19 protein-coding genes and 1 other RNA gene are annotated in these 17,544 nt (G+C 68.2%); 10 read left to right on the top strand and 10 right to left on the bottom strand.

The window, feature by feature from the left end; all coding sequences use genetic code 11:
- The first annotated feature begins 6 nt into the window (after positions 1–6).
- The gene (locus MARPU_RS14105; RefSeq protein ID WP_025275369.1) at positions 7–912 is read left to right on the top strand and encodes a uracil-DNA glycosylase; all 906 of its coding nucleotides are present in this window, start codon (positions 7–9) and stop codon (positions 910–912) included.
- Between the two features lie 100 nt (positions 913–1,012).
- Positions 1,013–1,399, top strand: coding sequence for a sulfur globule family protein (locus MARPU_RS14100; protein WP_005221052.1), 387 nt, complete (start codon positions 1,013–1,015; stop codon positions 1,397–1,399).
- 89 nt (positions 1,400–1,488) lie between these two features.
- Here the strand turns inward: MARPU_RS14100 and MARPU_RS14095 are convergent, their stop codons facing one another.
- From MARPU_RS14095 to MARPU_RS14075, 5 genes are all read right to left on the bottom strand, one after another.
- Positions 1,489–2,016, bottom strand: a complete 528-nt coding sequence (locus tag MARPU_RS14095) for a phosphatase PAP2 family protein (protein WP_005221055.1) — start codon at positions 2,014–2,016, stop codon at positions 1,489–1,491.
- A complete protein-coding gene (locus MARPU_RS14090) occupies positions 1,992–3,185 on the bottom strand; it encodes a glycosyltransferase family 4 protein (protein WP_005221057.1) in 1,194 nt (397 codons plus the stop codon). The genes MARPU_RS14095 and MARPU_RS14090 overlap by 25 nt, the downstream gene beginning before the upstream one ends.
- 3 nt (positions 3,186–3,188) lie before the next feature.
- On the bottom strand, positions 3,189–3,941 hold the full coding sequence (locus MARPU_RS14085) for a lysophospholipid acyltransferase family protein (RefSeq protein WP_025275368.1): 753 nt from the start codon (positions 3,939–3,941) through the stop codon (positions 3,189–3,191).
- A 10-nt stretch (positions 3,942–3,951) separates the two neighbouring features.
- Positions 3,952–4,719, bottom strand: coding sequence for a GNAT family N-acetyltransferase (locus MARPU_RS14080; RefSeq protein ID WP_005221061.1), 768 nt, complete (start codon positions 4,717–4,719; stop codon positions 3,952–3,954).
- 117 nt (positions 4,720–4,836) lie between these two features.
- The gene (locus tag MARPU_RS14075) at positions 4,837–5,493 is read right to left on the bottom strand and encodes a histidinol-phosphatase (protein WP_005221063.1); all 657 of its coding nucleotides are present in this window, start codon (positions 5,491–5,493) and stop codon (positions 4,837–4,839) included.
- A 260-nt stretch (positions 5,494–5,753) separates the two neighbouring features.
- Between MARPU_RS14075 and MARPU_RS14070 the strand changes: the two genes are divergently transcribed.
- The 4 genes from MARPU_RS14070 (at position 5,754) to MARPU_RS14055 (ending at position 9,391) form a co-directional block, all read left to right on the top strand.
- Positions 5,754–6,305 (top strand): RNA pyrophosphohydrolase, encoded by a 552-nt coding sequence (locus MARPU_RS14070; protein ID WP_025275367.1) that lies wholly within the window; start codon positions 5,754–5,756, stop codon positions 6,303–6,305.
- 96 nt (positions 6,306–6,401) lie between these two features.
- Positions 6,402–8,663: a phosphoenolpyruvate--protein phosphotransferase gene (ptsP, locus tag MARPU_RS14065; RefSeq protein ID WP_005221067.1), complete on the top strand. Its 2,262-nt coding sequence runs from the start codon at positions 6,402–6,404 to the stop codon at positions 8,661–8,663.
- A gap of 30 nt (positions 8,664–8,693) precedes the next feature.
- Positions 8,694–9,074 (top strand): PH domain-containing protein, encoded by a 381-nt coding sequence (locus tag MARPU_RS14060; protein WP_005221068.1) that lies wholly within the window; start codon positions 8,694–8,696, stop codon positions 9,072–9,074.
- On the top strand, positions 9,071–9,391 hold the full coding sequence (locus MARPU_RS14055) for a cupin domain-containing protein (protein WP_005221070.1): 321 nt from the start codon (positions 9,071–9,073) through the stop codon (positions 9,389–9,391). The genes MARPU_RS14060 and MARPU_RS14055 overlap by 4 nt, the downstream gene beginning before the upstream one ends.
- Before the next feature lie 68 nt (positions 9,392–9,459).
- Here MARPU_RS14055 and MARPU_RS14050 read toward each other — a convergent pair whose 3' ends face one another.
- The gene (locus MARPU_RS14050) at positions 9,460–9,879 is read right to left on the bottom strand and encodes a pilin (RefSeq protein WP_005221074.1); all 420 of its coding nucleotides are present in this window, start codon (positions 9,877–9,879) and stop codon (positions 9,460–9,462) included.
- 613 nt (positions 9,880–10,492) lie between these two features.
- On the opposite strand from MARPU_RS14050, the gene MARPU_RS14045 reads away from it, so the two are divergent.
- On the top strand, positions 10,493–11,113 hold the full coding sequence (locus MARPU_RS14045) for a hypothetical protein (RefSeq protein WP_025275366.1): 621 nt from the start codon (positions 10,493–10,495) through the stop codon (positions 11,111–11,113).
- 10 nt (positions 11,114–11,123) lie between these two features.
- Here the strand turns inward: MARPU_RS14045 and MARPU_RS14040 are convergent, their stop codons facing one another.
- The 4 genes from MARPU_RS14040 to MARPU_RS14025 are packed head-to-tail and all read right to left on the bottom strand — an operon-like array spanning position 11,124 to position 15,315.
- Positions 11,124–12,533 (bottom strand): FAD-binding oxidoreductase, encoded by a 1,410-nt coding sequence (locus MARPU_RS14040; RefSeq protein ID WP_005221078.1) that lies wholly within the window; start codon positions 12,531–12,533, stop codon positions 11,124–11,126.
- A complete protein-coding gene (locus MARPU_RS14035; protein ID WP_005221079.1) occupies positions 12,508–13,128 on the bottom strand; it encodes a BON domain-containing protein in 621 nt (206 codons plus the stop codon). The genes MARPU_RS14040 and MARPU_RS14035 overlap by 26 nt, the downstream gene beginning before the upstream one ends.
- A complete protein-coding gene (locus tag MARPU_RS14030) occupies positions 13,106–13,462 on the bottom strand; it encodes a YraN family protein (RefSeq protein ID WP_005221081.1) in 357 nt (118 codons plus the stop codon). The genes MARPU_RS14035 and MARPU_RS14030 overlap by 23 nt, the downstream gene beginning before the upstream one ends.
- 8 nt (positions 13,463–13,470) lie before the next feature.
- Entirely contained in the window at positions 13,471–15,315 is a 1,845-nt protein-coding gene (locus MARPU_RS14025; RefSeq protein ID WP_005221082.1) for a penicillin-binding protein activator, read from the bottom strand.
- A 38-nt stretch (positions 15,316–15,353) separates the two neighbouring features.
- Here MARPU_RS14025 and rsmI point away from each other — a divergent pair, with 38 nt between their 5' ends.
- The 3 genes from rsmI (at position 15,354) to mraZ (ending at position 17,540) form a co-directional block, all read left to right on the top strand.
- A complete protein-coding gene (gene rsmI / locus MARPU_RS14020) occupies positions 15,354–16,205 on the top strand; it encodes a 16S rRNA (cytidine(1402)-2'-O)-methyltransferase (protein ID WP_005221083.1) in 852 nt (283 codons plus the stop codon).
- A 230-nt stretch (positions 16,206–16,435) separates the two neighbouring features.
- Positions 16,436–16,804: RNase P RNA component class A (gene rnpB / locus MARPU_RS16875), an RNA gene on the top strand.
- Positions 16,805–17,084: 280 nt separating this feature from the next.
- Complete coding sequence (gene mraZ / locus MARPU_RS14015; RefSeq protein ID WP_005221084.1) at positions 17,085–17,540, top strand: division/cell wall cluster transcriptional repressor MraZ; 456 nt, start codon at positions 17,085–17,087, stop codon at positions 17,538–17,540.
- The last annotated feature ends 4 nt before the right edge of the window (positions 17,541–17,544 follow it).

Genomic DNA, 17,544 nt, shown 5'->3' with positions numbered 1-17,544 from the left:
GTCGGGATGGACGAGCAACGTCGTCTGAGCTATCTGGCGCGGATGGGGGTGCATGCCTGGCAGCCGCGCACGGACGAGCACGATGGCGCCGCGGCGTCGCCGCTCGAGATGCCGCCGGCGGTCCCGCCACAGGCGCCGCCCGCGACCCTCGAGCCGGCACGGCCCCGACCCGCGCCGCGTGCCCCCGAGCCGCCGCCGGTACCGATGCCGCCGCCCTGCGCACCGTCCTCGTCCGAGCCGGCGCCCTTCACCGAGCGCACGGTGGCGCCGCGCGCGCCCGCGCCCGAGCCGCCGGCCGATGATCTGTTCGCGCCCGCTGCATCCGCCGCGGTCCCGGCGGTCGCCACGATGGATTGGGAGCAGCTGGCGCGCGCGGTGCACGGCTGTCGTGGCTGTGCGCTGCACGAGACCCGACAGCACAGCGTCTTCGGCAGCGGCGCGCGCAATGCCCGGCTGATGCTGATCGGCGAGGCCCCGGGCGCCGACGAGGATCGTCAGGGCGAGCCGTTCGTCGGACGCGCCGGTCAGCTGCTCACGCGCATGCTCGCGGCGATCGGGCTGGCGCGCGAGGAGGTCTTCATCGCCAATGTGCTCAAGTGTCGCCCGCCCGGCAACCGTGACCCGCACCCCGAGGAGATGGCCCGCTGTGAGGGCTATCTGCAACGTCAGATCGCGCTCATCGAGCCGACCCTGATCCTCTCGCTGGGGCGGATCTCGGCCCAACACCTGCTCAATACCGATGTCAGCGTGGGTCGGCTGCGGGGGCGCTGGTTCGAGGTCGGCGATGCGCGCATTCCGCTGCGGGTGACTTATCATCCCGCCTATCTGCTGCGCTCGCCGGCGCAGAAGGCCAAGTCCTGGGAAGATCTCAGCGCGGTCGCGCGGCGGTTGCGGGAGACTGAGAGGAAATAATTTCCATATTTAATTATTTTCTAATATAATCCATTCCGTCGTCGCCGCTTGCGGCGACCGGGTTTGCCATCAGATCGAATTCCAACGACCGGAGAGATCAATGAAAAAGCTTGCTACCGCCGCTGCAGTCGCTGCCCTCCTGGGTGCCTCCGCTTCCGCTTCTGCCTGGTGGGGGCCGGGCGGTGGTTACGGCCCGGGCTATGGTTCCGGCTTCGGCGACATGTTCAACGACATGTTCGGAGACGGTTGGGGCGACTTCAACATGAACATGAGCGGCGGTGGTCGCGGTTACGGTCGCGGTCGCGGCTACGGTCGTGGTTACGGCTATGGCTACGACAACCCCTACTACGGCGGCTACCCCTACTACGGCTATGGCGCGCCCTACTACGGTGGTCCTTACGCCGCGCCCTACGGTGCGCCCTATGGCGCCCCGGTTCCGGCAGCTCCGGCTCAGCCTGCGCAGCCGGCTCAGCCCGCCTCGAAGTAAGCAAGGCCAAGCCTGATTGCCCCTTCGTGGGGCGTGCGACAGGACGCCGGGCACAAGCCCGGCGTCCTGTTTTGCGTTCTGCGGGATGGCTAGTCGAGCAGTGCCAGGCTGGTGTCGGCGAGCAGCAGGCCGATGCCGGTGGCCACCAGCACGTCGCTCGGGTAGTGCAGTCCGAGAATCACCCGCGAGCCGGCCACCAGCAGGGTGAAGGGCACCAGGATCCAGGCAAGTTGAGGGAAGTAGTGGGTCGCCACCATGGTGAAGACCACCGCGTGCAGGGTGTGCCCCGAGGGGAAGCTGTAGCGGTCGAGTGGCGGCACCAGGGCGACGATGTCGCTGGCGTGGTTACAGGGCCGCTCGCGGCGGGTGAAGCGCTTGAGCGACTTGTAGAGCGCCAGCGCCACCCCGCCGGTGAGCAGCATGTGCAGACTGGTCTGCAGCCCGTAGGCGCCGTGGGTTAGTGGCAGCAGCGCGATCAGGCTGTACCAGAAGATGCCGTCGCCGAGCCGGCTGATCAGGGCGAAGCTGCGCTGGATCCACTGCCGCCGGCTCGGGCGGCTGCAGGCTCGGCAGAGCGTCGACTCCAGGTCGTTCAGGTGTTGTAGCCACATCTGCATGACAAGTCTCCGCTGCGACGCTGTCGATGGATGACTTCGATCAGTCGCTCCTCGAGTCCCTCGAGGACGCGTCCCCAACTCATGCCCTCGGCGTCGTGACGGGCCGCCTCGCCCATCCGGCGCAGTCGCGCGCGATCGCTTGCCGCCTCGCGTGCGGCCCGGAGGTAGTCGTCGCGCTCGCCTAACGGCACTGTAACGCCGTTTCGCCAGGGGTCAATGTATGTGTGTGCGGCGGCGTCGTCGTAGGCGATCACCGCCAGGCCGCTGGCCATTGCCTCGGTGACCACGTTGCCGAAGGTCTCGGTCTCGCTGGGGAACAGGAACAGGTCGCCCGAGGCATAGTGGGCCGAGAGCGCCTGGCCGGTCTTCGCCCCGGTGCAGACATAGTCGGGGGCGCTGCGGCGCAGCTGCGCCAGCTCCGGTCCGTCGCCGACGAGCACGAAGCGCGCGCCCGGGTGCTCAGTGCGGATCGCCTCGAAGGCGGCGCAGGCCAGCTCGAGGTTCTTCTCCGCGGCGATCCGCCCGACATAGAGCACCGCCAGGTCGTCCGTCTCGCAGCCCCAGGCGCGGCGCAGCGCCGGGTCACGCCAGCGCGGCGAGAAGCGCTCGATGTCGACCCCGCGCCCGAACACCTGGACATTGGTGAAACCGGAGACGGTGAGCGTCTCGCGCAGCGCCTCGGTGGGCACCAGGGTGGCCTGCGAGCGGTTGTGGAAACGGCGCAGCGTGGCGACGATCGGGCGGGTGAGCATGCCCAGCCCATAGTGCTGGCTGTATTGGTGGAACTGGGTGTGGAAGCCGGTGACCGTTGCGACCCCGAGCGAACGTGCCGCGGCGAGCGCGGCGTGCCCGAGTGGTCCCTGGGTGGCGATATAGACCAGGTCCGGGCGGGTGCGGCGCCACAATCGGCGCAGCCGCCAGTAGACCGGCAGACCGAAGCGCAGCCCGCGATAGCCGGGGATCGGCAGTCCGGGGACCACGATCTCGATCGGGGTTGCGCCCGACTCGTCGCGCTGGCGCGGACGTACCACCCTGACCCGGTGACCGCGCGCTGTCAGTCCCTCGGCGAGGTGGCGCATGGTGTGCGCCACGCCGTTGATCTCCGGGGGGTAGGTCTCGGTGACGATGGCGACACTCAACACGGTGGGCCGGGGGGCGGTGGTGTTCATGGCTCAGGCGGCTTCGGGCTGCAGGTCCAGTGATCGGGCGATGGCCGTGCGGGTCTGCGCGGCCAGTTCGTGACGTCTTGCGCTCGGCGCCGGCGCCAGTGGCGCCAGACACTCGATCCTGACCCGCAGCGCCGGGTGACGCACGATGCGCAGCAGGCTGAGGACCAGGTTGTCGTCGTCGGTATAGGCGGCGGCCCGTTCCGGCGCTGGATGATCGGCGTACTGGTAGCGGATGGCTACCGGTTGGACCCGGGTGCCGGGGATCTGGGCGAGGGCGAACAGCCGCGGGTGGAAGCGGCGCAGTCCCTGGCCGTCGCTGGTGGTGCCCTCGGGGAAGATCACCACCGCGCGCCCGCCGCGCAGGTCATCGGCGATGCCTTGCATCACCTGTTCGGTCTGGTGGGCGCCACGGACGATGAAATGGGTGCCGGCGAGGTGCGCCAGCCAGCCGATCAACGGCCAGCGCCGCACCTCGGACTTCGACAGGAAACCCAGTTCGCCTTGGGCGCCGAGCACCGGTACGTCGAGCCAGGAGACATGGTTGGCGACCACCAGCGCGCCCGGTGCCACCCGGCCGCTGACCTCCAGGGTCAGGCCGAGCACCCGGCACAGTCGCCGGTTCCACCAACGCACCGCGCGCGCGGTCCAGGCCGGTGGGTGGCCGAGGCGATCGAGTAGATGGATCCAAAGACCGATCATGGTTCCGGTGAGCAGGTGCTCGACCAGGCGCAGCAGGCGCCAGCCGGTCGTCAGCACGCCGGCCCGTTCAGGATTGCGCGGCGCGTTCGAGGAAGTGTCTGGAGTAGCTTGGGTTGAGTTCATCGACATTGAGCAGCATCAGTACGTCCGCGACGCCGAAGTCGGGGTCGCGGCAGGGTTCGCCGCATGCCTTGGCGCCGAGCCTGACATAGGCGCGCAGCAGCGCCGGCAGCGGGGCGTCGAGGTTGTCGTCCGAGGCGTGTTCGGTGTGCAGCGGCGCGCGCGGGGTGACTCGCAGCGTCTCCGGCGCCAGCGCCTGGCGGCGCAGCCGGTTCATGATCGCCGCCGCCTGCAGGTCGTGCTCGCCGAGCGGCACGCTGGCGCAGCCGAACAGATAGTCCACCCCATGGAGATGGATGAAGCCGGCCAGTCCCGACCACAACACCGCGATCGCCGGACCCTGGCGATAGGCCGGGTCGATGCAGGTACGCCCGATCTCGAGCTTGCGCCCGGGCAGCGCCAGTACCGCATCGAGTCGGAACTCGCCCTCGGAGTAGAAACGTCCGAGCCGGGCCGCCTGGTTGTCGAGCAACAGTCGGGTGCAGCCGATGATGCGTCCGCTGCGCCCCTCGCGGACCAGCAGATGCTGGCAATAGGCATCGAAGGCATCCTCGTCGAGCCCCGGGGTGAGGCTGTCGAGCGTCGCCCCCATCTCGCCGGCGAACACCCGATGACGCAGGGCCAGGGCCTCGCGGACTTCTTGCGTGGACGAGGCCAGTTCGACGTAGAGACGTTCGGTGCGCTTGACGACCGACGCAGACGCGGATGCGACCATTGCAGACCCTCTGCTGTTTCCCTGATTGACTGAGAGGCTGATGGTAGGTCGCGACTGTTGCGGGGCGGTGTGGGTGAGATGACGCCAGCATGAAGACCGCCGGACGACGTCGGGGGATCAGGCGCGCAGCGAGATCACCGGCCAGCCGCGGGCCTCGGCGGTGGCGCGCAGTTGCGGGTCGGGATCGACCGCGACCGGGTGCGCGACCCGCTCGAGCAGCGGCAGGTCGTTGTGCGAGTCGCTGTAGAAGTGGCTGCCGGCGAGGTCGCGGTCGTGCTCGGCGAGCCAGGCGGCGAGTCGCTCGACCTTGCCCTCGCGAAAGGTCGGGGTGCCCTCGACCTCGCCGGTATAGCGCCCGTCACGCTCGGCCGGCAGGGTGGCGAGCAGGTGCGGGATGTCGAAGCGCGCGGCGATCGGCGCGGTGATGAAGGCGTTGGTGGCGGTGATGATCATTGGGGTGTCGCCGGCGTCGCGGTGACGCGCGATCAACGCATGCGCCTGCTCGAGCATGATCGGGGCGATGCAGGTCTCGAGGAAGTCGGCGCGCAGCGCCTCGAGGCGTTCGCGCGGCAGCTCGCTCAAGGGCCGCAGCGTGAAGCGCAGGAAGGCGTCGATGTCGAGCGTGCCGTTGCGGTAGTCGTGGTAGAAGCGGGTATTCTCACGGGCGTAGTGCTCGCCGTCGACGATGCCCTGGGAGACCAGGTACTCGCCCCAGAGGTGATCGGAGTCCCCGGCGAGCAGGGTGTTGTCGAGATCGAAGATCGCTAGTGGCATCGGGCGGTGAATCCTGATGGCTGTTGGTGTGGATGGGTTGGGCGGGCGGCGGGAGAGGGGGCGCTCCTTGGGCGCGAGCCCGCCGCTCGATGGTCCGGGATTCCCCGGATCCTTGCAAGCACGCGCCGCGCCAGTGCCGGGAGGCGGTGCGCGGTATACGGGAAAGCCCTTGGTTTGCAGACGCTTACTCGGGTCTTCGCTTGCCGCTATCAACGGGGTATGGAAGAATGCGAAGGCGCGATCCAGTGGGACAGAGTGACGTGATCGATCACGACGGCTTCAGACCGAACGTAGGCATCATCCTGAGCAATCGGGAGCGCCGTCTATTCTGGGGCCGGCGGATCGGACAGAACGCCTGGCAGTTCCCGCAGGGCGGCATCCGCTCCGACGAGACCCCCGAGCAGGCGATGTTCCGTGAACTCCAGGAGGAGGTCGGGCTCGACCACGACCAGGTCACCATCCTCGGCAGTACCCGTGGCTGGTTGCGCTACCACCTCCCCAAGCGCTACATCCGCCGTCACTGCGGCCCGACCTGCATCGGTCAGAAGCAGGTGTGGTTCATGCTCCGCGTCGACTGCGACGAGGGCGCTTTCCGCCTCGATCATTCAGACAAGCCCGAGTTCGACGCCTGGCGCTGGGTCCGTTACTGGCAGCCGCTCAGCGAGGTCGTCTACTTCAAGCGTCACGTCTATCTGCAGGCGCTCGAGGAGCTTGCCCCCGCGCTCTATCCCGAGGGCGCGCCGACCCGCGAGCTGCGTCAGCGACCGCGCCAGTCGGCCGGCGGCGCGCTGCTGCGTCAGCGGCGCCGCTGAGTCGACTGCGGCATGGCCGGAGGTCTCTGTAACCCCGGCCGACGGCTCTGCCGACCCACATTCATCCATCCATCTCTCTAGAGTCCCGCTCCCTCTATGCTCGAAGCCCTGCGCCGCATCGTCCAGGAAGTCAACAACGCCCGGGATCTCGAACAGGCGCTGGCGATCATCGTACAGCGGGTCAAACTGGCCGTCGGGGCCGACGTCTGTTCGGTCTATCTCAACGACTTCGACAAGCGTCATCACGTGCTCCAGGCCAGCGACGGGCTGCGTGCCGCGGCGGTCGGTCGGGTGCGCCTGGAGATGGGCCGCGGGCTGATCGGTCTGGTCAGCGAGCGCGCCGAGCCGATCAACCTCGACGACGCCTTCACCCACCCGCGCTACCAGTGCATCACCGACACCGGCGAGACCAGCTATCACGGCTTCCTCGGCGCCCCGATCATCCAGAACCGCAAGGTGCTCGGGGTGCTGGTGCTGCGCCAGCGCGACAAGCGTCACTTCGACGATGCCGAGGTCACCTTCGTCGTCACCCTGGCCTCGCAGCTCGCCGGCGCTATCACCTTCGCCCGCACCAGTGGAGAACTGGCGCGGCTGCAGGACGACGGCATCCCGCAGCGCTTCCTGCCCGGACTGGCCGCCTCGCCGGGGGTCGGCATGGGGCAGGCGGTGGTGGTCTACCCGCCCGCTGATCTCGACGCCGTGCCCGATCGCGTCCCCGAGGACGTCGAGGGCGAGATCGACCACTTCCGCGAGTCGCTCGATCAGGTCGCGGCCGACCTCGACCGCTTCGCCAGCCACAGCCACAGCCATCTCGGCGCCGAGGACATGGCGCTGTTCGACGCCTGGCGACTGATGCTCGAGAGCGACACCCTGGTCGACGGTACCCTCGGGCGCATCCGTGCCGGCAACTGGGCGCCGGGCGCGCTGCGCGAGACCATCGCCGATCACACCCGGGTGTTCGACGAAATGGATGACGCCTATCTGCGCGAGCGCGCCTCGGACATCCGCGACCTCGGGCGCTGCATCCTCATGCACCTGCAGAACCGCACCGTCGACCCCTTGCGTCATGCCGAGCAGACCATCCTCGTCGGCGAGGAGATCAGCGCGCTGCAGATCGCCGAGGTGCCGCGCGAGCGCCTCGCCGGCATCGTCTCGACGCGGGGCTCGGGTTCGTCGCACGTCGGCATCCTCGCCCGCAGCATGGGCATCCCGGCGGCGATGGGGGTCTCCGACCTGCCGGTGAGCCGGGTCGAGGGGCGCGAGATGATCGTCGACGGCTATCGCGGTCGCGTCTATGTCTCGCCGACGCCGGCGGTGCGCACCGAGTACCTGCGCCTGGCCGAGGACGACGTCGCCCTTACCAAGGAGCTCAAGGCGCTCTGTCACCTCCCGGCCGAGACCACCGACGGTTATCAGGTGCCGCTCTATCTCAACACCGGTCTGGTCTCCGAGAGCCGTCCGCTGGGCATCGAGGAGTCGGCCGGGGTCGGGCTCTACCGCACCGAGCTACCCTTCCTGGTGCGTGACAGCTTCCCCGGCGAGGCGGCGCAGATGGCCAACTACCGTCAGGTGCTGGAGCTGTTCGCGCCGCGCCCGGTGACCATCCGCACCCTCGACATCGGCGGCGACAAGCCGCTGCCCTATTTCCCGATGCAGGAGGGCAACCCCTTCCTCGGCTGGCGCGGGGTGCGCATCACCCTCGATCACCCCGAGATCTTCCTCGCCCAGGTGCGCGCCATCCTGCGCGCCGCCGTCGGGCTCGACAACCTGCAGCTGCTGCTGCCGATGATCAGCACCATCACCGAGCTGGAGGATGCGCTGCAGCTCATCCATCGCGCCCACGACGAGCTGCGCGAGGAGGGCTATCAGGTGCGGATGCCGCCGGTGGGGGTGATGATCGAGGTGCCGGCGGCGGTCTATCTGATCGACTCGCTGGCGCGCCGGGTCGACTTCCTCTCGGTCGGCACCAACGACCTCACCCAGTACCTGCTCGCGGTCGATCGCAACAACCCGCACGTGGCCGAGCTGTATGACGAATTCCACCCGGCGGTGCTGCGCGCACTGATGCAGATCGTCTCCGGCGCGCGGGTGCACGGGCGCGAGGTCAGCGTCTGTGGCGAGATGGCCGGCGACCCGCTGGCGATCTTCCTGCTGCTTGGCATGGGCGTGCACAGCCTGAGCATGGGCGCGGGCAGTCTGTTGCGGGTCAAGCGGGTGATCCGCAGCATCAGTCGTGCACGCGCACGCGAGGTGTTGCAGATGGCGCTGCAGTGCGAGGACGGCGCCTCGGTGCGCCGGCTGCTGCTCGGCGAACTCGAATCCATGGGGCTCGGCGCGCTGGTGCGTCCGGGTCGGTAGGCATATCCGCAGGAAAGGGGAGGTCAGATCATGGGGCTGTTGAGTGCCATCACCGGCAATGCCGCCAGTCGCGATGCCGAGGCCGTCGGCGAGGAGCTGGCACCGATCCTCGCCGACGGGGAGCGGGTCGAACTGGCCTTCCAGCTGGTGCGCGACCAGTTCGTCTTCACCAACGCGCGGTTGATCCTGATCGACAAGCAGGGACTGACCGGGCGCAAGGTCGAGTATCAGTCGATCCCCTATCGCTCGATCACCCGCTTCGCGGTCGAGACCGCCGGCCACTTCGACCTCGACGCCGAGTTCAAGCTGTGGATCGGCAGCGACCCCACGCCGCTGGTGCGCGAGATCCGCGGTGGCGAGAACGTCGCCGCGATCCAGCGCGCGCTGGCGACCATGGTGCTCGGCGGGTGAGCGGCGCGGGCAACCTGCTCGAGCACCTGCGGGTTCCTGCCGAGGGCGAGCGTTTCGAGACCCTGTTCGCCCGTCCCGGGGCGCGTATCGAGCGTATCGTCAGCAGCGCCACCCCGGAGCCGCTCGACTACGATCAGCCGCACGACGAGTGGGTCTGTCTGCTCCAGGGTGAGGCCGTGCTGTGGATCGACGGCGAACGGGTGCGGCTGCGTGCCGGTGACTACCGGCTGATCCCCGCCCAGACCCCGCACCGGGTCGAGTTTACTTCGGCGGATCCGGCCTGTGTGTGGTTGGCGGTTCACGTCGGGACGCCCTGAAAGGCGCGCCCCGGCCTGACGCCGGGGCCGCGCTGACTCGCTCTGTCTCGACGAGCCTGTCACCAGGCTTAGGAGGAGGCCGGGCAGCCCTTGGTGGCGAACTTCTTGTCGCCGTCGAACGCGCAGGTCCACTCCCCGTCGGTACTCCGGGTCCAAGTGATCTTCTTCCCGATGATCTTGGGGTTGCCGGTCAGGGTGCAGACGATGGTCCCGGCGCCCGTATTGTCGACGTTCGCCGTGACGTTGCAGCTCGATGTGGCGGCCTTGAGACCGAGGTCGGTGACCGCGTTGTAATCAGCGGTTCGTCCCTCGTTGACCATCAGCTCCATCTCGGTTTTTCCGGGGGTGATCTCGGCAAGCCCCGCCGCGACCTGGGATTTGGCAACATAGTCCTGATAGGCGGGCATGGCAATCGCTGCCAATACGCCAATGATCGCCACGACGATCATCAGCTCGATGAGCGTGAATCCCGATTGCTGTCTTTTCATTCCTGCTCTCCGTTCTATGGATTGAGTTCGCTCTGCGATGCGTGCTCGACAAGCCTTGGCATCTGCTCCATGCAAGACAACTTTCGGGCCACTTCCAATGGCGATTTAAACGACTGATTGTGTGTGTTCGTCGCTTGGTTTGTCATCGCTCTCGGATGTGACGATGTGACGATGTCTGTGTTCGGAGTGAGACAGACGAGCCGCCGTCATTGTTCATGTCCAGGAAATTCAAATGGCTTGATCGGTTTGGCCGGCGAATTCTTGATGATCGCGTTTGCTTTTTCATTGGAATAGTTTGTTTTTAACCTTGATGGTTGTTTTGGGCGCGTTGCTTCGTTATTGTGATTTTGTTTTCTTTTACATTGTTTCGCTTTTCTTCATGCCTTTCTTGGGTTTGATGTGCCGATGGCTTCTTGGGGCGACCGCCCATCACTATCGGTGACGAGGTTTTGAGGTTTTCCAGGACCGCTTCTGTCACGGTTCAAAGGTGTGACATGAGGTTTTGTCGCTATTGCGAGGTGTGACTCCGATGGTGAGTTGGCGCCCCTCTGTGTCGGCGATTTAAACTAATCGCCCTGTATTGAATTGAGGTGTTGGAGGGGTCGTGCCGTCGGTGTGTCTGGATACCGCGAGCGCCATTACCGGACTGACCAAGCGCACCCTGTGGCGCTATATCCAGGACGGACGCTTGCATGCGATTCGCGAGGGACGGGGGCGACGCACCTCGGTGCCCCTGGCTGAGGTGCTGGCCCTGACCGACCGCGTGCTCGATGCGGAGGCCCGGGCGCTGGTGCTGGCCGCCGACCGTGGGGATGCCGAGGCGCAGTGCGACCTGGCGCTGCGGCTGCTCGAACTCGAGCGCCTGGGGAGCGCGCGCGAGTGGTTCGCCCGCTCGGCGCGTGCCGGATATGCCGATGCGATGTGCTGGCTGGCGCGGGATCTGTTGGTCGGGCGTTGCGGCGAACGCGATGACGCCGGCGGGGTGCTGTGGCTGAGTCAGGCCGCGGCCTGTGGTTCGCCACTGGCCGAGGCGTTGTTGATCGAGCTGCACGGTGCGGTCTGTCGCAAGGCGCGCGCCGCGGCAGATCTCGAGACCCTGGAGACGCGTCTCGATGCCGTCGAGCGCGAGTTGTTGCTGCGGGCCTTGAACGAGACCGGCGAGGCGGCGGCCGCAGACACGGACGGCGAGGGCGACATCGACCGTGTCGCGACCTCACCGACCGAGGAGGTCTGAACGCTCTCGCTCAGTCGACGGGCGGCAGCCCCTTGTCGGGGTTGAGGATGCCGGCGGGGTCGAAGACCTGCTTGATCTCGCGCATCAGCGCGAGCGCCACCGGATCGAGTTCGCGGTCGACGAAGTCGCGCTTCTCCAGCCCCACCCCGTGCTCGCCCGAGAGGGTGCCGTCGAGCCCGATCACCAGCGCGAAGACCGCGTCCAGACAGGTTGCGGCGCGGGCGACCTCGTCGGGGTCGTCGGGATCGATCAGCAGGTTGACGTGGATGTTGCCGTTGCCGGCATGACCGAAGTTGACGATGGTGATGGCGTGTTCGCGCCCGAGTCGGTCGAGTCCGTCGATGAAGGCGCCCATGCGCGAGACCGGTACCACTACGTCCTCGTTGATCTTTTTCGGCGCGACATGACGTAGCGCCGGCGACAGCGCCTTGCGCGTCTTCCACAGCGCGGCGACCTCGGCGGCGCTGTTGGCCCGGCGCAGCTCGATCGGCTCGCCCGCGCGCGCGGCCTCGGCCACCGCCTCGAGCGCGGCCTCGATCCCGGCCTCGGGGCCGTCGACCTCGATCATCAGCAGCGCGCCCGCGCCCGCCGGCAGTTCGAGCCCGGCATAGCGGCTGACCATCTCCAGCGCGCGCGCGTCCATGAACTCCAGCGCGCAGGGGGTGATCGGCTGCGCCATGATCGCCGAGACCGCCGCCGCGGCGCCGTGGATGTCGCCGTAGGTGACGCGCAGGGTGCGCTTGGTCTCGGGCAGCGGGGTGAGACGCAGCGTCGCCTCGGTGATCAGCCCCAGGGTGCCCTCGGAGCCGATCAGCAGCCGGGTGAGGTCGTAGCCGACCACGCCCTTGGTGGTCTTGACCCCGGTGCGCAGCACCCGACCGCGACCGTCGACGGCGCGCAGTCCCAGGGTGTTGTCGCGCGGAGTGCCGTATTTGACCGCGCGCGGTCCGGCGGAGTTGTAGGCGAGGTTGCCGCCGATGGTGCAGGTGGCGGCGCTGGAGGGATCCGGCGGCCAGAAGAAGCCGGACGCGGCGAGCGCCTGCTGCAGCGCGCCGTTGGTCACCCCGGGCTGGACTACCGCGAGACGGTTGTCGGGGTCGATGCGCAGGATCCGGTCCATGCGCTCGAACGACAGCACCACGCCGCCGTGATCGGGCACCGTGGCCCCGGAGGTGCCGGTGCCGCGCCCGCGCGCGGTCAGCACCGTGCCGGTGTCATGACAGAGTTGGGCGAGTGCGGCGACCTGGTCCTCGTCGGTGGCGAACACCACCGCCTGGGGCAGGGCGTGGCGGCGGCTGTTGTCGTAGCCGTAGGGCCAGCAGTCGGCCGGGGCGGTGAGCAGGTTGCCGGGACCGGCGATCGCGGCGAGCCGTTCGCGCAGCGCGCGCGGCAGTTCAGTTGCCGGTGGGACGGTATTCAAAGAGCTTCACCACGCGCTTGACCCCGCGCACATAGCGCGCCTTCTCGGTCGCGGCATCGGCCTCGGCGGGGCTGACCAGCCCCATGAGGTAGACCACGCCGTCCTCGCTGATCACCTTTACCCGGGTGGCGTCGAAGTCCTCGAGGTCGACCTTGGTCAGCGCCAGCTTGACCCGTGAGGTCAGGTAGGCGTCCTCGGACTTGCGCGCCAGGCTCACCCGCGGGCCGATGGTGATCTCGTCGACCACCCGCTGCACCTTGGCCAGACGACGGACCTTGTCGGCCGCGCGCTGGGCGAGTTCGGCGCGCTCGGCCTGACCGGTGAGCAGCACTGTGTAGTTGTAGCTGGTGACCGAGATGCGGGCGTGGTCCTGCAGCTCCCGGTCCTGCTGGATGGCGCTGATCGCGTTCATCTCGATCTGCTGGTCGTCGATGACCACGTAATAGGGGCGGCGGTCATAGAGCGCGGCGGCGCCGACGGTGATGCCGCCGACCACCAGGGCACCACAGCCGCCGAGCAGGCTGCTGGCGAGAACGAGCGCTAGGGTTGCCGCGCGCCTCGTGCGCGCGCGCTCAGGCGTCGAGCGAGAAGGCATGTTTCACCCACTGGATCTGGTCCTGGCCGCTGATGGCGACCACATCGAAGCGGCAGCATAGCATGGTCGGATGGCGCTGCAGATAGTGCGCGGCGGCGGCCGCCAGACGGCGTTGCTTGCGCGCGTCGACGGTCGCCGCCGGGCTGCCGTAGCGCTCGCTGCGGCGATAGCGCACCTCGACGAAGACCAGGGTGTCGCCGTCGCGCATCACCAGGTCGATCTCGCCCTGGCGGCAGCGATGGTTGCGCGCCTCGGTGGTGAGCCCGTGGGTGCGCAGATAGCGCTCGGCGAGTCGCTCCTTGGCCGCGCCGAGCCTGCCCGGGAGCAGCGCCATCGGGTGCCTCAGCGCGCCGCGCGCAGGGCTTCGACCTCGACCGGGCGCGGCCCGTCGACGGTGAAGCGCGCGAGGCTGAGACGACGACGGATCTGTCCCGAGGCGTCGACCGAGAGCCCGCCGGTCTGTCCCGGGTAGAGGCTGCCGGGATGACGGGCGAGAGCCTCCATGCGCGGCGCCAGCCGATAGGCGTCGATGCCCATGGCATAGAGCCGGGCGAGCGGGTCCGGGGTATTGTCGAGCCCGGCCATCATCCGATAGCGCGACAGCGGTCCCTGGCCGCCGACGCCGAGCATCCAGGGGATGTCGACGAAATAGAGTCCGACCAGATCGCGATCGCGCACCCGCTCGAAGCCGCCGGAGTAGACGTGCGAGGTGGCGAGCACCGGCAGCCGCCCGCCACTGGCCTTGTTGATGAGCGGGTTGACCAGCCGCGCCAGATCCGGGGTGGCGATCAGGAACACCAGATCGGCTGCGGTGTTCTCGGTCAGCTCGGTGACCTGTCGGGCATAGGTCGCGTTGCTGGCGTCGACGGTGCGCTCGGCGACGAGGATGCCGCCGAGTCCCTGCCATTGGTGGATGAAGGCGCGCGCCAGACGCTCGCCCCAACGTCCCTCGGGGCGCAGTACCAGGGCGCGTCTGAGACCGGCGGCGCGCGCCTTGTGCGCGACTTCGGCGGCCTCGTCGTCGGGCGAGAGCGAGAACTGGTAGAGACCGCTGGCATGGCCCTCGCGATGGGTGGTCTCGTTGAGCGCGAGGGTCGGCACGCTCAGCCGACCGGCGCGCGAGAGTGCATCGACGCTCGCCTTCTGCAGCGGTCCGATGACATAGTCGGCGCCGCCCTTGGCGGCGCGGGCATGGAGCCTGCGCACCGCGCCGGGGTCGGTACTGTTGACGAAGCGCAGCGCCGGCCGGCGTCCGCTGGCATCGGCCGCGCGCGCCGCCTCGATGCCGTTGCGTACCGCCGTGGCCGCTCCGGCGAAGCGCCCGCCGCGCGGCAGCAGCACGGTCAGTACGTCGTCCCTGGCATAGCCGCTGGCGAGCTGGTTGACGTAGGCCGTGGCCAGCTCGGGCAGTGCCGGGTGCTTGGCGTGCGCGGCGCGCCAGGCGCGGTACTCGCGGGCGAGCGCGAAGGCGTCGTTGCCCCAGCGCTCGCTCAGGCGCAGCACCTCGACCCAGCCGCGCATCCGGCTCTTGCCCTCGCGGGCAAGGGTGTCGAGTCGGGCGGGGGCGGTCTGCGACAGCGTCGAGAGCAGTGAGACCTGATTGACCAGTCGCGCCTGCGGTTGCTCGAGCAGGGTGTCGATCATGTCGAGCGCCCGTGCCGCGGCGACCGGATGGTCGAGCAGCCGCTCGGCCGAGGCCAGGGTGCCGTAGTACTGCAGCCGCAGCGCGTCGGGCAGGGCGCGATGACGGACCCGCTCGAGCCGGGCGATGGCCTCGCGCGGCCGACCCTCGAGCAGCTCCAGGTCGGCCTCGGTGAGCAGCAGCAGCTCGCGCTGGGCGGCGCTCAGCTCGCTCTGGCGGATCGCCGCGAGCGCCTTGCGTGCGGCGCCGGTGTCGCCGGCGGCGAGCAGGACGCGCGCGGCCTTGAGGCGCAGCTGGGCGCGGGCCGGCGGCTCGGACTCGGCGGCCAGCGCCAGATAGCGTTCGGCGGCCTGCGCCGAACGCCCCGAGGCGGCCAGCGCCTTGGCCTGGTCGAGTTCGGTGGCGCTGACCTCCGAGAGTGTCTGCCCCTCTTCCCAGATCGGATCGACCGCGCAGGCGCTGAGCAGCAGCGACAGGATCAAGAGGGTTAGGAAGATCGGGGTGGACAGCGGAGAGGGGTGGGCGCGATTCTTGTTCTTTTGCATGATTCCGTTGCGCTCGGTGGCCGGCGGAGGTGGGAGATATGGAACGAGGTCGCGGAGTACTATACGTGGTGGCCACGCCGATCGGCAATCTTGCCGACATCTCGGAGCGTGCGCGTAACACTTTGAATACGGTCGATTTGATCGCCGCTGAGGATACCCGTGAGAGCGGGCGGCTGCTCGCCCATCTGGGGGTCTCGGCGCGTCTGGTGTCCTGTCACGAGCACAATGCCGAGAGCTGTTGCGCACGAGTGCTCGAGGCGCTCGGCGAGGGGCGCGATGTCGCCCTGGTCTCGGATGCCGGTACCCCATTGGTCAGTGACCCCGGTTATGAGCTGGTGAGCGCGGCGCGCGCGGCCGACTTCTCCGTGGTGCCGGTGCCGGGTCCGAGCGCGCTGATCTGCGCGCTCTCGGCTGCCGGATTGCCGAGCGACCGCTTCGTCTTCCTCGGTTTTCCGCCGCGCGGTCAGTCGCAGCGCCTGGAGCTGTTCGAGTCGCTCGCCGCCGAGCCCGGCACCCTGATCCTCTACGAGAGCGGCAAGCGCGCGGTGGCGACGCTGCGTGACCTGGCCGCGGTGCTCGGCGAGCGCCGGGCGGTGGTCGCACGCGAGTTGACCAAGCGCTTCGAGACCTTCCTCTCGGCCACCCCGGCGGCCTTGGCCGAACGCCTGGAGGACGATGCCGAGCAGCGCCTCGGCGAGTTGGTGATCCTGGTCGAGGGTCAGCGCGGCGAGGCCGCCCCCGACCGCGCCGAACAGGAGCGGGTGCTGCGCATCCTCGCCGAGGCCTTGCCACTGCGCCGCGCCGCCGCCCTCGCCGCGCAGATCACCGGCGCCAAGACCAACGCCCTCTACCGCCTCGGCGTCGAGCTGGAGCTGGGCGGGAAGGGGTAGGGGGCGGCTTTCAGCCGCCAGTCGCCAGCTCTCAGTCACCAGCCCCCAGTGGGCGCCTGCCCTCACCATCGGGAGCCGAAGACAATCCGCTGTTGGCTGTTGGCTGTTGGCTGTTGGCTGTTGGCTGTTGGCTGTTGGCTGTTGGCTGGCGGCTGGCGGCTGGCGGCTGGCGGCTGGCGGCTCGATCCCGTGCGACCTAAGGCATAGTTCTCGGGTATACTGTTTGCTTGGGAGTCGGCCAGACAGTCGCTTCCGTCCTGGTGACGGGAGAGGAAAGTCCGGGCTCCATAGGGCAGGGTGCCAGGTAACGCCTGGGGGGCGAGAGTCCACGGAAAGTGCCGCAGAAAAGATACCGCCGATCCCGTTTTCGGACGGGAGGTAAGGGTGAAATGGTGCGGTAAGAGCGCACCGCGCTGATGGCAACATCAGTGGCAGGGTAAACCCCACCCGGAGCAAGACCAAATAGGGGAACTCGCGGCTTCGACCGCAGCGCGCGGCCCGCGCGTGTTCCCGGGTAGGTCGCTAGAGGCGCGCGGCGACGCGCGTCCCAGATGAATGGCTGTCCACGACAGAACCCGGCTTATCGGCCGACTCCCTTCCCACCATCGATCTTTGTCTCCGTCCCCATTCAGTGCTCGCGCCCAACCTGGTCGGAAGGTGAAGCGTGACCTGAAGTTTATTCTCCAGCCTTTTGATATCCAAACCTTTCACCGGCTCTTCGGCGTTGGTCGAACTTGCCGGCGTAAGTTGCTGACTGTCCAAGAATAAAGTCCACCGTTTCCTTGACTGACCCCAGACCCCTCTCTAACATGGGAGTCAAGTGGGGGGGAGTGGGGAATCAGGGAGCAGGAACCAGGCGGTTCGCCGCGGGGGCGCTCGGTGTTTCGGGGGGTCAGTCTCGTCAATCTCGATGCCAAGGGACGTCTCGCGGTACCTGCCCGGTACCGTGAACGGCTGCGTGCTGCCTGTGATTCCCAGCTGGTCGTGACGGTCGATCGTGACCGCTGTCTGCTGCTCTATCCAGAGTCCGAATGGGACACGATCGAGCGCAAACTCGCCGCACTCCCCGCCTTCGATGCCACGGCACGCGCTATCCAGCGCCTCTATATCGGGAATGCACAAGACGTGGAAATGGATGCTCAGGGTCGAATCCTGTTGCCCCAGCATTTGCGTGATTTCGCCACGCTCGACAAACGGGTCGCCTTCGTCGGCCAGGGTGCCAAGTTCGAGCTGTGGGACGAGCTTGCCTGGAACGCGCGTACCGTCGCGGCACTGAACGACACCGCGATCGACGAGCTGGCCGCCGCGGCCGGACTCGGGTCCTTCACCCTGTGAGCCC

Origin of the sequence: Marichromatium purpuratum 984, assembly GCF_000224005.2 — a bacterium.
Classification (GTDB): Bacteria; Pseudomonadota; Gammaproteobacteria; order Chromatiales; family Chromatiaceae; genus Marichromatium; species Marichromatium purpuratum.
Note: the sequence above shows the minus strand (reverse complement) of the source record. Positions and strands in the feature narration are given on the sequence as shown.

Excerpts from the sequence above, each read along its gene's own strand:
- rsmI (WP_005221083.1), top strand. The coding sequence starts at position 15,354 with ATGGAACGAGGTCGCGGAGTACTATACGTGGTGGCCACGCCGATCGGC.
- MARPU_RS14075 (WP_005221063.1), bottom strand. The coding sequence starts at position 5,493 with ATGCCACTAGCGATCTTCGATCTCGACAACACCCTGCTCGCCGGGGAC.
- MARPU_RS14090 (WP_005221057.1), bottom strand. The coding sequence starts at position 3,185 with ATGAACACCACCGCCCCCCGGCCCACCGTGTTGAGTGTCGCCATCGTC.
- MARPU_RS14035 (WP_005221079.1), bottom strand. The coding sequence starts at position 13,128 with ATGCCTTCTCGCTCGACGCCTGAGCGCGCGCGCACGAGGCGCGCGGCA.
- MARPU_RS14030 (WP_005221081.1), bottom strand. The coding sequence starts at position 13,462 with ATGGCGCTGCTCCCGGGCAGGCTCGGCGCGGCCAAGGAGCGACTCGCC.
- MARPU_RS14060 (WP_005221068.1), top strand. The coding sequence starts at position 8,694 with ATGGGGCTGTTGAGTGCCATCACCGGCAATGCCGCCAGTCGCGATGCC.
- ptsP (WP_005221067.1), top strand. The coding sequence starts at position 6,402 with ATGCTCGAAGCCCTGCGCCGCATCGTCCAGGAAGTCAACAACGCCCGG.
- MARPU_RS14095 (WP_005221055.1), bottom strand. The coding sequence starts at position 2,016 with ATGCAGATGTGGCTACAACACCTGAACGACCTGGAGTCGACGCTCTGC.
- MARPU_RS14025 (WP_005221082.1), bottom strand. The coding sequence starts at position 15,315 with ATGCAAAAGAACAAGAATCGCGCCCACCCCTCTCCGCTGTCCACCCCG.
- MARPU_RS14105 (WP_025275369.1), top strand. The coding sequence starts at position 7 with ATGGACGAGCAACGTCGTCTGAGCTATCTGGCGCGGATGGGGGTGCAT.
- MARPU_RS14100 (WP_005221052.1), top strand. The coding sequence starts at position 1,013 with ATGAAAAAGCTTGCTACCGCCGCTGCAGTCGCTGCCCTCCTGGGTGCC.
- MARPU_RS14050 (WP_005221074.1), bottom strand. The coding sequence starts at position 9,879 with ATGAAAAGACAGCAATCGGGATTCACGCTCATCGAGCTGATGATCGTC.
- MARPU_RS14080 (WP_005221061.1), bottom strand. The coding sequence starts at position 4,719 with ATGGTCGCATCCGCGTCTGCGTCGGTCGTCAAGCGCACCGAACGTCTC.